This is a genomic window from Lentzea sp. NPDC004789 (genome assembly GCF_053601075.1).
On the sequence record NZ_JBSGBE010000006.1, the window covers coordinates 190962 to 204749 of the forward strand.

Consider the following 13788-nt stretch of genomic DNA (forward strand, 5'->3'; position numbering starts at 1 on the left):
ACGAGCTGTATCGGTGCAGCAACGCGGGTCTCACTTATCGGACGGGAAACCCGATTTTGCGCCGATGTTCCTCGATCACCTTCCACCGCGCGAGGTTGTGGCGGGCGTCGGCGAGGGCGTCGTGCGCGTCGGCGGGAGGCGCGGGCAGCCGGGGGCGGCCGACGTCGTCCCAGCGCTGCCGCAGGTCGCGGGTGAACCGGGGCAGGGCGCGCGGCAACGCCGGCATGGCGCCCCACAGCTGTGCCAGCGCGACGTGGTCGTAGGCGGCGAACCACGCCCACAGTTCGATCTCGTCACGGGCGGCGTTGCGGGCGCCGAGGAAGTCGAGCAGGTCCTCGCGGATGCGGTCGCGGCTTCGCCACGCCTTGTCGGCGGGCGACGGCAGCTGGTTGAGGACGTTCTGCCGCACCCACGGACCGGCCCGCTCCGGGTCGAACTCGGTGGACACGGCGTAGAACTCGCGGCCTTCCTCGTCGACCACCCCGATCGACACGAGGTCGATCGTCACCCCGTCCTCGATGAACTCACAGTCGTAGAAGAACCGCACCGCGACACCCTAGGGGGTGCGGTCAGCTCGCCTTCGTCTCGGGCACCCGGTCGGCGGTCTTGCCCTGCTCGGGGACCTTCGTGGCCTCTTCCTTCGCCTTGGCCGCGTAGACGTCGACGTACTCCTGACCGGACAGCTCCATCAGCGAGTACATGATCTCATCGGTGATCGACCGCAGCACGAACCGGTCACCGGACAGCCCCTCGTAGCGGGAGAAGTCGAGCGGCTTGCCGATCTTGATGCGGATCGGGTACGGCTTCCACATCTTCGAGCCGATGGGGTTCGCCTTGTCCGTGCCGAACATCGCCACCGGGATCACCGGCGCACCGGACTCCAGCGCGATCCACGCGACACCGACCTTGCCCTTGTACAGCCGGCCGTCCGGCGACCGGGTGCCCTCGGGGTAGATGCCGAGGAGCTTGCCCTCGCGCACGATCCGCACACCCGTGTCGAGCGCGCCCTGCGCGGCCGAGGCGCTGGACCGGTCGATCGGCACCTGGCCGACGCCGGAGAAGAACCACTTCTGCAGCCGGCCCTTGAGTCCCGTGCCGGTGAAGTACTCGATCTTGGCGGGGAAGGTCACCCGCCGCGACAACATCAACGGCAGGAAGAAGGAGTCGGAGACGGCGAGGTGGTTGCTCGCCAGGATCGCGCCACCTTCCTTCGGGATGTTCTCGGCACCCTCGATGATCTTCGGCTGGAAGAACAGCCGGAGAATCGGTCCCAGGAGGACGTGCTTCATCAACCAGTACAGCACCGTGGGAAGCGCCTCCCTAGACACCACGAACCTTGATCCCGGCAACCAGCCTACGGAGCCGACCGCTCCTCACACAACGAGTCCCGAAGTTGAGCGTCACGGCTTCGACTGCGCCGACTGCCGTAACCCGCAACACATCCCGCCCGTGCAACGATGAGGGGTCAGAGGGTTGCGGCTCATGGAGAGGCTCTGGATGAACGCCCGGCGCGACTCGACCGACGGCCCCGAGAACGTCGACGAGCTCTTTGCCGAGATCGTCGCGGGTCTCGAGCGGGACGGGGTCGGCAAGGACTGGCTCGACCTCGACGAGGCGAGCCCGGAAGACCTCAGGACGCTCGACGACCCGGCCGGAGAGCCCGCTGCCGGCCTGGACGACGAGCCCGATCGGCGTGGCCGCGACGACGAGGACCACTACATCCCGCCGGAGCCGCCGCCGTTCCCGGTGCTGCGCGCTTCGACCATCGCGGCGCTCGGGCTGTTCGTGCTCGGGATCGTCCTGCTGGTCGCCCCCGGCCTCTTCGGACTGGAGTCGCGCATCGGCACCCCGCTGTCGCTCGTCTCGCTCTGCGCGGGCGTCGGCTGGCTGATCCTGCGCATGCGCAACACCCCGCCGCCGGACTCGGGATGGGACGACGGCGCTCAGGTGTGACGCGTCACGTCCCGGTTGGTAACGCCGTGATAACGGCCACTCAAACCTTCAGATAACGATTCGCGCATGCTTACCGTGTCCGGCATGGACCAGATGCAGCACCTGATGATGGCCCGCGCCCTGGCGACCCTGAGCAAGAAGGACGCGGAGCGCGCCAAGCGCCGCCGCCCGCGCATCCTGCGCCTCCTCGGCCGCTAGCCCCGGCCCGAGCGTTCGCGGCGGGCGAACGAACCCCTACCGATCAGGTGCGGCGTGAGCTGTTCTTGGCCATGGCCGCGGTCATCTCCCGGGCGAGGGTCGCCGCGCCCACGATGCCGGCGTCGTCGCCCAGTTGCGCGGTCCGGATCCGCGCCAGCGGACGGTGACCCGCGCCGGTGACCACGGACGCGTAGCGCTCGCGGGCGTCGTCGAGGAACATCGGCGCCGACTCCGACACGCCTCCCCCGATGACGATCACCTCGGGGTCGTAGACGTCGGCCACCAGGGCCAGCCCCTCACCGAGCCAGCGGGCCAGGTCGGCCATCGCGCGCTTGGCCAGCGGGTCGCCGTCACGGGCCGCGCCGGCGACGCGGCGGCCGGTCACCGCACGGGAGTCGCCCGCGGCCTCGCGGGCCAGGACGGTCGAGACGCCGGGGTGCTTGGCCAGGAGCTCGACCGCGGTGGCCGAAAGGGCCGTGCCGCTGCAGTAGCGCTCCCAGCAGCCGTTCTTGCCGCACGGGCACGGACGGCCGTCGGGCACGACGCGCAGGTGGCCCAGTTCGGGGGCCACGCCGTGGGCGCCGCGGAAGACCTCGCCGTCGAGCAGCAGTGCGGCGCCGATTCCCGTGCCGATGGCCACCAACACGGCTGTGCGGGCGCCACGAGCAGCACCGAACCGGTGTTCGGCCAGGGCGGCGGCGTTCGCGTCGTGCTCCAGCACGACGGGCATGCCCAGACGGTCGCTCATGCGGTCCGCCACGTCGGCCTGCCGCCACGCCAGGTGAGGCGCGAAACGGACCGTGCGGCGGTCGGAGGCGATGAAGCCCGCCACGGCCAGACCGACGGCGTTCACCGCGTGCCGGTCCGCCACCTCCTCCACGGCGGCGACGATCGCGTCTTCGAGAGCCCGTTCGCCGGCGGGCGTTGGGGCGCGTGAGGTGTCCAGCACCGAGCCGCGCGCGTCCACGACACCAGCGCGCACGCTGGTGCCACCGATGTCCACTCCGACGGTGAGCACTAGTCCGTCTTCCTGACGACCTTGATGTGCTGCACCCGCTGGCCGGGTTCAGCCGGTTCAGCACCTGACGGCGGTGGCGGCGTGGGCGGGGCGCCGGGCTCGCGCAGGGCCGCGCGCAGCACCGCCACCAGGCCCGCGGCGTGCTCGGCGGCCTTCGCGGCGAGCTCGGAGCGGTCGCCGCGCAGCAGCGCCACGCCGTTGCACAGAGGGCACCAGCCGCACGTCTCGGGCGTGTGCGAGCCATCGCCCGCCTCCGCCACCCGCTGCAGCCACGGCTGCATGCGCTCAGCCGCGGCGTCGATGAGCAGCCGCAGCTCCTCGGCGAGCTTGCCGGTGTTGTCCTGGGTCATCCCAAACTCCTGATCAGCGCCGCACTCAGCGCCACAGCGACGGGTCCGGGCGGAACCCCACGGTCACGCCACCCGAGTCCATCTCCGCATCGGTCACGATGCAGCGCTTCAGCAACGACGGCAGCGCCACGAGCCGACGCCGGCCGTCGATGGTCAACGCGAGGTCGTCGCCCACGCGCGCGAGGTCCAGTTCTGTGTCGTCGGACAGCGGCAACACGATCCGCAGCGAGTATCGGGCGTCGAGACCACGTCCGCTGCCCGACATCTCCAGCAACGACTCGGCGACGGCCGCACCGGGCAACGGGTCTTCTGAGCCGTAGAGCTGCGCGGCGACCTCCAGCAGCGCCGGCACGCCCACGGGCTCGGACGCACGGTGGTCGACCGTGCGGATCTCCCCGATGCCGGTCAGCTCGGCCAGCACCGCGTCCTGCTCGTGCCGGCGCGTCCGCAGCCACGTGGCGGCCGCACCGCGCGCGGAACCCGGCGACGGCACCAGCCGGTTCGCGATCACACTGTCGACGCGGATTCCCTGCAGCGCCAACGCGGTCAGCGTGCGCCGGGTCTCGGCGGCGACCACCCGTTCCGGCGTCAGCACCAGCCGCACCGAGCACGAGGACGGGTCCGACAGCATCGTCCGCAACGAGTCCAGCCGCTCCGCGAGCCGGCTCAACGCGTCCGCGGTCGCGTCCCACTTCTCGACGGTCCCGGTGCCCGCGACGCCGGCCAGCAGCCCGCGCACCACCCGCCGGTGCGTCGGGAACAGTCTCTCCAGATAGCCCGCGAACGCCTCCGGCAACGACAGCAGCCGCAACGTCTCCGCCGTCGGCCCGCAGTCGACGACCACGACCTCCCACGGACCGCTGGATGCCAGCCGCCGCACCTCCGCCAGCGCGAGGAGGTCCTCGACGCCCGGCAGCACGGTCAGCTCCTCGGCGTCGAGCTCGTCGACACCGGCGCCCGCCAGCACGGTCCGCAGGTGCCCGCGCAGCTCACCCCACGCCTCGTCGACGAGGCCGCGAGGGTCGATCTGGCACGCGAAAAGCCCGTCCGCCGTGTCTACTTCGGACGGTGCGGCACCCAGACGGACGTCGAGGGCGTCGCCCAGCGAGTGCGCGGGATCGGTCGACACCACGAGCGCCTTGCGGCCGTTCGCCGCCAGCGAGGCCGCCGTCGCGGCGGCCAGCGTCGTCTTGCCGACCCCGCCCTTGCCGGTGAAGAGCAGGACGCGGCTCAAGCCGCCTTCTCCGCGCGCTTCTTGAGCTCCTTGAGCGCGGTGTCGAGGATCAGCTTCTCGGCCTTGCGGCGGAACAGCCCGATCATCGGGATCACCAGCTGCACCGACAGCGTGTAGGTGACCTTGGTACCGGTACCGGATGGCTCCAGCACGTAGCTGCCGTGCTGCGACTTCTGCATGGTGCCCTTGACGAGGTCCCACTGCACCGAGAGACCGTCGGCGGCCCAGTCGTACTTCAGGACGTACTCGTCCTTGACGGGACCCTGGTCGATCGCGAACCGGACCTGCTCCGCGCGGCCGTCATCGCGCGTGTCGAGGACCTCCACGTCTTTCATCCCGTTCGCCCAGTCCGGGTACGACGGGAAATCCGCGATGATCGCCATGATCTTCTCAGGCGGCGCGTCGATGACGATGGACTGAGTGGACTCGTCGGCCATGTGTGAGGAGGTTACTCGCGTCTTTACCAACTTAGGACGTGAGGCTTGCCGCTGCGCTGGAAGTGCCCGACGTTGACGCACTCGGTGTAGCCGATCCGCACGCGCCGGGCCAACGGCTGGTGCACGTGGCCGAACACGGACCAGCGCGGACGTTCCCGCACGATCTTCTCCAGCGCGGGCCGCGATCCCCATTCGGGACGGCGCGCCACGACGTCGTAGGTCAGGTCCGGGACGGCGGGCGGGATGTGCGTGCACAGGACGTCGACCGGGCCCATCCGGTCAAGCGCGGCCGCCATGTCCTCCTCCGTTCGGAGGTACGGGTACCACGGCGCGTTGGGGTTGCGCACGAGTCCGGGCACCATCAGCCCACCGCCCGCGAACCCGAACTTCAGGCCGCCGATCTCCGCCGTGTCGCCGTCGAGGACGTGCACGCCGTCGCGGGCGAACTGAGGCCACAGCTGCGGACTGTCCACATTGCCCGGTGTCGCGTACGTCGGCGCGGACATCGCGGCGAACAGCGCGTGGTACTGCTCCAGCACCGCCTCCTCGACCACCGAGCGGGCGTCGGCGAGACCGTCCCAGAGAGACCGGATGTAGCCCGCGGTGTCCGCGCGTTTGGTGCCGCGTCTCAACTCGGCGAAGATGCCGACCTTCTCCGGCCCGAAAACGCGCCCGAGGATCCCCTTGGAATGGTCGTGGTAGTCGACGAAGTCGATGAGGTCGCCGAGCACGACGAGCGCGTCCGCCCCGTCACCGGCGCGCGCGAGCGCCTCCGCGTTGCCGTGCACATCCGAAACCACGTGAACCCGCACGGTTGCCAACCTAGTTCACCGGGAGCGCGGTGGTTCTCCTGACGCGGCCAGAGCAAGATCACCCGTGCGGCGGGCAGCCCGCGGGACGACCGTCCTCCAGAGTCAGCTTGAGGCCCAGGGCAACGGACTTCGCGGCGAGCTGACGGCGTTGCACCTCACGAAGCGCGGCGCGCGGAGTGAACGAGCCGGCGGGTGGATCAGCGCGGAGGAAGTAGTGCAACAGGGTGCCGTCGAGCATCGGCTCGAGCCAGACCTCCATCGTGCCGACGAGCGCGCCGCCGACGGTCCAGCGCAGTCCCTCGTCGCCGCGGTCGGCGTAGACGTCGAGTTCGAGGTCCGGCCAGAACGCGCGCCACGACGAAGGCGCGGCGAAGGCGGCGGCGACCACGCTGGGTGGTACCGCCAGGAATGTCTCGTCGACGACGTCCACACTGGCCATGGGGTCAAAAGGTAACGGAAGGGCGTCCCGACCTTTGTATCAGCGGAATCACACGCTAAGTTTCCCCACCAGTAACAAATCACCGTACGGAGGTTGACGTGCGCGAGTTCAGCGTCCCCGCCACGGCCGCAGTGGCTCCGGAGGAGAACCTCACCGACATGGTGTGGGCCAACGCGGAGCGCTTCGGCAACGCCGTCAGCTTCCGCCGGCAGGTCGACGGCACCTGGGTCGACATCACGGCGCGTGATTTCGCCGCACAGGTCATGGCGGTCGCCAAGGGCCTGATCGCCGCGGGCATCGAGCACGGCGACCGCGTCGGCCTGGTCTCCAAGACCCGCTACGAGTGGCAGCTGCTCGACTTCGCCATCTGGGCGGCCGGCGCCATCACCGTGCCGATCTACGAGACGTCGTCGGCGGACCAGATCGAGTGGATCCTGTCCGACTCCGGCGCGAAGGCGGTGTTCGTCGAGACGCCCACGCACCGCTCCTACGTCGACGAGGTCGTCGGCACGCTGCCCGAGCTGCGCCACGTGTGGCAGATCGAGGGCTCGGCCGCCGCGGTCGACGAGCTCACCGCGCTGGGTGCCGAGATCGCCGACGACCAGGTGCACGAGCGCCGCAAGCTGGTGAAGGCGGACGAGACGGCGACGCTCGTCTACACGTCCGGCACGACGGGCCGTCCCAAGGGCTGCACGCTGACGCACCGCAACCTGCTGTCGGAGGTGCGGTCGACGCTGACGCGGTTCCCGGAGATCCTCACCGCGGGCAATTCGCTGCTGGAGTTCCTGCCGCTCGCCCACATCCTGGCGCGCGCTCTGTCGCTGGCGTGCGTGTACTCGCGTGCGACGCTGGGCCACACCGGTGACGTGAAGAACCTCGTCGCGGACCTCGGCCAGTTCCGTCCGACGTTCGTCGTCGCGGTGCCGCGCGTGTTCGAGAAGGTCTACAACGGCGCCAAGCAGAAGGCGCACGCCGGCGGCAAGGGCAAGATCTTCGACGCGGCCGAGGCGACCGCCGTCGAGTACTCGTCCGCGCTCGACAACGGCGGTCCCGGCCTGGTGCTGCGGCTCAAGCACGCGGTGTTCGACAAGCTGGTGTTCGCGAAGCTGCGCGACGCCCTGGGCGGCCGCGCGATCGCGGCGGTGTCCGGTGGCGCTCCGCTGGGTGACCGGCTGTCGCACTTCTTCCGCGGCGCGGGCATCCCCGTGTACGAGGGCTACGGCCTCACCGAGACGTCGGCGGCGGCGTGCGTGACGTTCCGCGGCCAGGAGAAGGTCGGCACGGTCGGCCTGCCGGTGCCCGGCACGTCGATCCGCATCGCCGACGACGGCGAGATCCTCATCAAGGGCGACATCGTCTTCACCGGCTACTGGAACAACGAGGCCGCCACCAAGGAGGCGCTGGAGGACGGCTGGTTCCACACCGGTGACATCGGCGAGCTCGACAGCGAGGGCTTCCTGAAGATCACGGGCCGCAAGAAGGAGATCATCGTCACCGCCGGTGGCAAGAACGTCTCCCCCGCGCAGCTCGAGGACCGCATCCGGGCGCACCCCCTGGTGTCGCAGTGCATGGTCGTCGGCGACAAGCAGCCGTTCATCGGCGCGCTGATCACGATCGACCCGGAGTTCTTCCCGTCGTGGAAGGAGTCGCACGGCAAGCCGGCCTCGGCCGAGGTCGCGGACCTGATCGAGGACGCGGAGCTGCTGGCCGAGATCCAGGCCGTGGTGGACGAGGCGAACAAGTCGGTGTCGAAGGCGGAGGCGATCCGCAAGTTCCGGGTGCTGCCGGTGGACTTCACCGAGGCGGGCGGCGAGATGACGCCGTCGCTGAAGCTGAAGCGCTCGGTCGTGGCGACGACGTACGCGTCGGACATCGACGCCATCTACGCGAAGTAGGGGTCCAATGCGCGAAAGGCCCAGGAGCTGCGAGAGAGCTCCTGGGCCTTTCGACCCCCAGCGATCGTGATCCGCGGATCTCCGCGGAACCCGAGAAGTTTGTTGCCCCGGCCCCCCGACCGGGACATGAAGAAGATTGCCGTATGGCGCTGACGTATCGCTGACGCGCCGATGTCACTCGGCGACAGCGCGCTAATAGGCTGTCCGGCAGGCGGGGGTCGTCCGGCGCTCACGAGGGGTTGGTAATGGCTTCGGGTCCGCAGTTCCGGCTGCTCGGCCCGTTGGAAGTGCGCCTGGACGACTCCTCCGTGGTGCTGCGGGCGGGCAAGCACCGGGCGTTGCTCGCGGCGTTGCTGCTGCGGCCCAACCGCGTCGTGCCCGTGACGGAACTGGTCGAGCACGTGTGGGGGGACGCACCGCCCGCGCGCACGCGTGGCACGTTGCAGACGTACGTGATGCGGTTGCGGGCGGCGCTGGGCGACCCGTCGCTGATCCAGACCGCCGCCGACGGGTACCGGATGCGGGTCGACCCGCTGGCCGTGGACGTGCACCGGTTCGTGGACGCGGCTGCTCGCGGGCGAGCGGCGGCCGGCGCTGACGACCTGGTCACGGCGCGGAAAGCGTTTGCCGAGGCGTTGGAGCTGTGGCGTGGCCCGGTGCTGTCCGACGTGCCTTCGGAGACGCTGTACTCGGAGCACGCGCCGCGGCTGACCGAGCTGCTGATGACGGTGCACGAGCAGCGGATCGACGCGGAGCTCGCGCTGGGCAACCACGCGGACCTGGTGCCGGAGCTGTTCGCGCTGACGCGGGACCACCCGTTGCGCGAGCGGTTCTGGGGGCAGCTGATGCTCGCGCTGTACCGGAGCAGCAGGCAGGCGGAGGCGCTGGAGGCGTTCCGGCAGCTCGACCGGACGCTCGACGAGCAGCTGGGCATCGACCCGTCCGCCGAGCTCCGGTCGTTGCACCAGGCGATCCTGGTGGGAGCGCCTTCGCTGGCCGCGCCGGTCGTCGCGCGCGAGCCGGACCGGGCGCCGGCGTCGCCGATGCGGCTGCCGGACGACATCGCCGACTTCGTGGGGCGCGCCCCGCACGTCGAGCGGATCTCCGCGCTGGTCACCGGTTCGGTGCCGATCGTGACGCTGGCGGGGCCGCCCGGCGTGGGCAAGACGACCTTGGCCGTGCACGTGGCGCACCTGCTGCGGGACCGATTTCCGGACGGGCAGCTGTACGTCGACCTGCGCGGATACTCGGTGGGGCCGCCCGCGGACGGGATGGACGTGCTGTCGCGGTTCCTGCGGGCGCTCGGCGTGCCGCCGGACGAGATCCCGCCGGACGCCGACGAGCAGAGCACGATGCTGCGCTCGCTGCTGTCGGGCCGCCGGATGCTGCTGGTGCTGGACAACGCGTCCGCTCCGGACCAGGTGCGGCCGTTGCTGCCGGGGACGGCGTCGTGCCGGGTGATCGTGACGTCGCGGGACGACCTGCGCGGCCTGATCGCCATGAACGGCGCGCGGACCGTGCCGGTGGACGTGTTCTCCCCCGCCGAGTCCGCGTCGCTGCTGTCCGAGCTGCTGGGGCCGGGTGATCACGCGGAGCTGGCCGACCGGTGCGGGCACCTGCCGCTGGCGTTGCGGGTGGCGGCGGCCTACCTGGCCGGACGCGACGACGTGACGATCTCGGGCTCGCCGATCGAGCTCGCCTACGCGGCCCTGCCCCCGGCGCCGCAGCGGTTGTTCCGGCTGCTCTCGCTCGTGCCAGGACCGGACTTCACGCCCGAGGCGGCCTCCGCGCTGGCCGACGTGGACGCCGAGGGCCTGCTGACCGTGCTGGCGATCGCGAACCTCGTGGTCCCGGTGGTGCCGGGCCGCTACCGGTTCCACGACGAGCTGGTGCGCTACGCGGCGACGTTGCGCGAGGAGTCGGACAGCCCGTCCGAACAGCAGCTGGCCTGGACCGCGCTGCTGAACCACTACCTGCGCGGCGTCGAACGCTGCGCCGAGCTGCTCTACCCCGGCATCGTGCGGCTGCCGTCGTCCGCCTCGGGCCCGGCGCCCCGGATCACGAGCCCGGCGGAGGCGCTGGCGTGGCTCGACGCGGAACGCCCGAACCTGATCGCCGCCATCCGGCACGCCGCCGAGCACGGCCCGGCCCCGATGGCGTGGCAGCTGGCCGACGCCCTGCGCGGCTACCTGTGGATCGGTCAGCACGTCGGTGAGTGGCTCGCGACCGCCCGCCACGGCCTGCAGGCCGCCCAAGCCTCCGCGCACCGCCCGGCCGAGGCCGCGATGCACGCCAACCTCGGCACCCTCTACCTGCGGCTGGGCGAGTACGCGCTGTCGGTGGAACACCACAACCACGCCATCGAGCTGTACCGCGCCCTGGGCGACAAGGACGCCGAGGCGAGCGTGCTGAACAATCTCAGCCTCGTCCACCGCCGCTCCGGCCAGCTGACCGAGGCCAAGGCCGCCCTGGTCCGCTGCCTGGAGATGCTGCGCTCGGCCGACAGCGTCAGCACCGGCCTGTACAACCTCGGCCAGCTCGCGGTGGAGCTCGGCGAGATCGACGACGCCGTCGACCACTTCGGCCAGGCCCTGGCGCTCGCCCCCAACGCCGACAGCCACACCTACCTCGGCATGGCACTGCGCCTGCAGGGACAGTTCGCCGAAGCCCGCACCCATCTCGAACGCGCCCTGGAAATCGGCAACGTCCCCGCCGGCGACGCCGAGGCCCTGGAGAACCTGGCCGCCGTGGAACTCGCCTCCGGCGACGCCGAGGCCGCGCTGTCCTTGGCCTCGCGCGCCCTCTCACTGGTCGCCGACGGCGGTGACCCGCAGGTGGCGACCTCGGTGCGGGTCACCCTGGGCGAAATCCACCGCGCGCTGACCGACTTCGCCGCCGCGGCCGACCTCTTCGACCAGGCTCTCGCGACGGCCCGCCGCATCGGCTACGCCTCCGGCGAGGTCCGCGCGCTGATCGGCCTGGCGGTGGTGTGGCGCGACCTCGACCGGCCTTCCGACGCCCGGTCCGCAGCCGACCAGGCCGTCCGCCGCAGCACCGAACTGGGCCTGCGCGCTTTGGAAGCCCGCGCTCGCGAACTCACCTGATCCGCACCGATATCCAATATATCGATCGCCGATATGTCATATACCGGCTTGCAGATGACAACGTTGTCATCTGCTGCGGCCTCGCACCGATATCGAGAAATCCTCCCGATATCCAATACATCGCACATCAGGATTGCCCGCCGCCAACGCTCAACACGTCATCGTCGATACTCCCGCGAGCCGTTTCCAGCATATTGGATATCAGTGCCGCGCGCCAAAACGCACCGAACACTCCGCCGATATATGGGATATCACCGGTCGCCCACCTGCAGCTGGTAGGCGAACCGCAGACAGTCACGTCCAGCCCGACACGAGAAGCGATATATCGGATATCAGATGCCAGCTGCGCTGCCCGTATATCGGATATCGGATATCGCATGCTGGACAGCGCCACCCAAAGCCGCGCGGGCGTCTCGCGCCGATATATGGGATATGGGGTATTGGATATCGTCAGCCGATGAGGCCTTCGAGGCGGTGTGCGAGCTGGTCCCATCGCCAGTGGTCGCTCACCCATTCCCGTCCGGCGCGGCCCATCTTGGCCGCCATTTCGGGATCGCCGAGCAGCGCGGCGACCCGCTCTGCGACGTTCTCGACGTCGAGGCCGTCGACGACGTTGCCGGTGATGCCGTCGCGCACGGTCTCCGGCGCACCACCGGACCGTCCGGCGATCACGGGCAGTCCGGTCGCCGAGGCTTCCAGGTAGACGATGCCGAGCCCCTCCACGTCGAGACCGCGGCCACGAGTGCGGCACGGCATGGCGAAGACGTCGCCGGCGTTGTAGTGCGCGGGCAGTTCCTCCCACGGCACCGAGCCGGTCAGCACGACGTCGCCGGGCTGCACGCCGGCGGCCAGCTTCTCCAACGTCCCCCGGTACGGCCCGCCGCCGACGATCAGCAACGCCGCGTCCGGCACCTTGCGCTGGATCAGCGGCAGCGCGCGGATCAGCACGTCCTGCCCCTTGCGCGGCACCAGGCGCGACACGCACACGATGACCGGGCGGTCGCCCAGCCCGTACCGGCGGCGCATCTCGGCGCGCGCGGCCGGGTCCGGGCGGTAGAGGTCGGTGTCCACACCGGACGGAAGGTGCTCCAGAGCGGCCATCGGCCCGAATGCCGCGGCGAACCGCGAGCGGGTGTAGCGGCTGACGTAGGTCACGACGTCCACACCGGACCCGATGGCCCGCAGCGCCTGCCGCGCCACCGGCAGCATCGACCAGCCGACCTCGTGCCCGTGCGTGCACGCCACCGCGCGGCTCAGTCCCAGCGATGGCGCGAGCAGCGCCAGCGGGGCCGCCGCGCCGAACCACGCGGCGTCGCACGACTCGGCGCGGGCGATGTCGCGTGCCCGCCGGAGGACGTCGGGCGTCGGCAGCATCAGCGAGGTGGGATGCCGCACCACGGGGAACGGCTGTGCGGCGTCGAACTCGGCCGCGCCCTTCCACTTCGGGGCGTACACGACGAGCGAGTCCGCGGGCAGCCGTGTGGCCAAAGCGTGCAGGTAGGACTGGATGCCACCGGGGCGAGGCGGGAAGTCGTTGGTCACCAGCAAGGTTCGGCGCACGGAACCAACGCTATCCGATGCTCGACCGCAGGAACTCGCGCCAGCCCGCGATGTCCACCGCACGCGCGTCCACAGCGGACGTCGACGCGTGCCGCAGGAAGAAGTCGACGACGCCCCGCTCCCCCAGCCGCGACTCCAGGTAGACCATGATCGAGTACGCCTGCTGGTAGGACAGGTCACGCCCGGCACCGCTGAAGTCGGACGGCAACGCCGACACGTCGGACCTGAGCAACGGCGCGGCCTGACGAAGCGACAACCCCAGGCCGTGGAACGCCACCCAGTCCGCGAACCCCTCCACCAGCCACAGCGGCGCCGAGTCGGACGTCAGGTCACGCGTCGCCACGTGCGTGATCTCGTGCCGCAGCAGCACACGCAGCTCCAACGGCGTCAACGCCGCCGCACGCGTCCGATTGAGCACCACGCGCTGCCCGGAACCGTCACGGATCGCGATCCCGGCCATGTCCGCGAACGCGGGCCCGACCAACGACACCAGTTCGGAGTCCGTCGCCGGAATGACGACGTCGACCCGGCGAGCCCAGCCGATATCCAATATATCGGCGACGCCGGTCACCGACTCGTTCACGAGCCCGGACACCCGCCCGGCCAGCTCTCCGTCACAAGAACTGCTGGTCACGGTGCCCGACGACACCGTCAGCACGGCCTCTTTGCAATGAGGTGTTTCCGTCGGCGGCAACTCAGCAGGCCGCATTGCAACGCTGAGGCCCAGCAGGAACGTCATGGCGACCGTGACGGCCAGCAACGTCCTCAGGTGCTTCACCGGCGTAACG

14 protein-coding genes are annotated in these 13788 nt (G+C 70.4%); 4 read left to right on the top strand and 10 right to left on the bottom strand.

Annotation, left to right across the window (positions count from 1 at the left end; translation table 11 throughout):
* Positions 1-34: 34 nt before the first annotated feature.
* Positions 35-547, bottom strand: coding sequence for a polyadenylate-specific 3'-exoribonuclease AS (locus tag ACWEIJ_RS16075; RefSeq protein ID WP_449837935.1), 513 nt, complete (start codon positions 545-547; stop codon positions 35-37).
* 22 nt (positions 548-569) lie between these two features.
* A complete protein-coding gene (locus tag ACWEIJ_RS16080) occupies positions 570-1304 on the bottom strand; it encodes a lysophospholipid acyltransferase family protein (protein ID WP_449837936.1) in 735 nt (244 codons plus the stop codon).
* A 178-nt stretch (positions 1305-1482) separates the two neighbouring features.
* On the opposite strand from ACWEIJ_RS16080, the gene ACWEIJ_RS16085 reads away from it, so the two are divergent.
* Positions 1483-1953 (top strand): hypothetical protein, encoded by a 471-nt coding sequence (locus ACWEIJ_RS16085; RefSeq protein ID WP_449837937.1) that lies wholly within the window; start codon positions 1483-1485, stop codon positions 1951-1953.
* A 66-nt stretch (positions 1954-2019) separates the two neighbouring features.
* On the top strand, positions 2020-2151 hold the full coding sequence (locus ACWEIJ_RS16090; protein ID WP_449837938.1) for a hypothetical protein: 132 nt from the start codon (positions 2020-2022) through the stop codon (positions 2149-2151).
* Positions 2152-2194: 43 nt separating this feature from the next.
* On the opposite strand, the gene ACWEIJ_RS16095 is transcribed toward ACWEIJ_RS16090, so the two are convergent.
* From ACWEIJ_RS16095 to ACWEIJ_RS16120, 6 genes are read right to left on the bottom strand one after another with little or no spacing between them, the layout of a single operon-like run.
* The gene (locus tag ACWEIJ_RS16095) at positions 2195-3154 is read right to left on the bottom strand and encodes an ROK family glucokinase (RefSeq protein ID WP_449838196.1); all 960 of its coding nucleotides are present in this window, start codon (positions 3152-3154) and stop codon (positions 2195-2197) included.
* A gap of 14 nt (positions 3155-3168) precedes the next feature.
* A complete protein-coding gene (locus tag ACWEIJ_RS16100) occupies positions 3169-3519 on the bottom strand; it encodes a hypothetical protein (protein ID WP_355443985.1) in 351 nt (116 codons plus the stop codon).
* Between the two features lie 25 nt (positions 3520-3544).
* The gene (locus ACWEIJ_RS16105) at positions 3545-4753 is read right to left on the bottom strand and encodes an ArsA family ATPase (protein ID WP_449837939.1); all 1209 of its coding nucleotides are present in this window, start codon (positions 4751-4753) and stop codon (positions 3545-3547) included.
* A complete protein-coding gene (locus ACWEIJ_RS16110) occupies positions 4750-5190 on the bottom strand; it encodes an SRPBCC family protein (RefSeq protein WP_449837940.1) in 441 nt (146 codons plus the stop codon). The genes ACWEIJ_RS16105 and ACWEIJ_RS16110 overlap by 4 nt, the downstream gene beginning before the upstream one ends.
* 23 nt (positions 5191-5213) lie before the next feature.
* On the bottom strand, positions 5214-6002 hold the full coding sequence (locus tag ACWEIJ_RS16115; protein ID WP_449837941.1) for a metallophosphoesterase family protein: 789 nt from the start codon (positions 6000-6002) through the stop codon (positions 5214-5216).
* 58 nt (positions 6003-6060) lie between these two features.
* Entirely contained in the window at positions 6061-6441 is a 381-nt protein-coding gene (locus ACWEIJ_RS16120; protein ID WP_355443972.1) for a polyketide cyclase / dehydrase and lipid transport, read from the bottom strand.
* Between the two features lie 98 nt (positions 6442-6539).
* Here ACWEIJ_RS16120 and ACWEIJ_RS16125 point away from each other — a divergent pair, with 98 nt between their 5' ends.
* Positions 6540-8336, top strand: a complete 1797-nt coding sequence (locus ACWEIJ_RS16125) for an AMP-dependent synthetase/ligase (protein ID WP_449837942.1) — start codon at positions 6540-6542, stop codon at positions 8334-8336.
* A gap of 245 nt (positions 8337-8581) precedes the next feature.
* Positions 8582-11440, top strand: a complete 2859-nt coding sequence (locus ACWEIJ_RS16130) for a BTAD domain-containing putative transcriptional regulator (RefSeq protein WP_449837943.1) — start codon at positions 8582-8584, stop codon at positions 11438-11440.
* Positions 11441-11890: 450 nt separating this feature from the next.
* Here the strand turns inward: ACWEIJ_RS16130 and ACWEIJ_RS16135 are convergent, their stop codons facing one another.
* Positions 11891-13000 (bottom strand): glycosyltransferase family 4 protein, encoded by a 1110-nt coding sequence (locus tag ACWEIJ_RS16135; protein ID WP_449837944.1) that lies wholly within the window; start codon positions 12998-13000, stop codon positions 11891-11893.
* A gap of 10 nt (positions 13001-13010) precedes the next feature.
* Positions 13011-13778, bottom strand: coding sequence for a hypothetical protein (locus tag ACWEIJ_RS16140; protein ID WP_449837945.1), 768 nt, complete (start codon positions 13776-13778; stop codon positions 13011-13013).
* Positions 13779-13788: the final 10 nt, after the last annotated feature.

What these genes read in the sequence shown, in the direction of transcription:
- ACWEIJ_RS16085 (WP_449837937.1), top strand. Translation starts at nt 1,483, where the DNA reads ATGGAGAGGCTCTGGATGAACGCCCGGCGCGACTCGACCGACGGCCCC.
- ACWEIJ_RS16090 (WP_449837938.1), top strand. Translation starts at nt 2,020, where the DNA reads ATGCTTACCGTGTCCGGCATGGACCAGATGCAGCACCTGATGATGGCC.
- ACWEIJ_RS16100 (WP_355443985.1), bottom strand. Translation starts at nt 3,519, where the DNA reads ATGACCCAGGACAACACCGGCAAGCTCGCCGAGGAGCTGCGGCTGCTC.
- ACWEIJ_RS16110 (WP_449837940.1), bottom strand. Translation starts at nt 5,190, where the DNA reads ATGGCCGACGAGTCCACTCAGTCCATCGTCATCGACGCGCCGCCTGAG.
- ACWEIJ_RS16120 (WP_355443972.1), bottom strand. Translation starts at nt 6,441, where the DNA reads ATGGCCAGTGTGGACGTCGTCGACGAGACATTCCTGGCGGTACCACCC.
- ACWEIJ_RS16130 (WP_449837943.1), top strand. Translation starts at nt 8,582, where the DNA reads ATGGCTTCGGGTCCGCAGTTCCGGCTGCTCGGCCCGTTGGAAGTGCGC.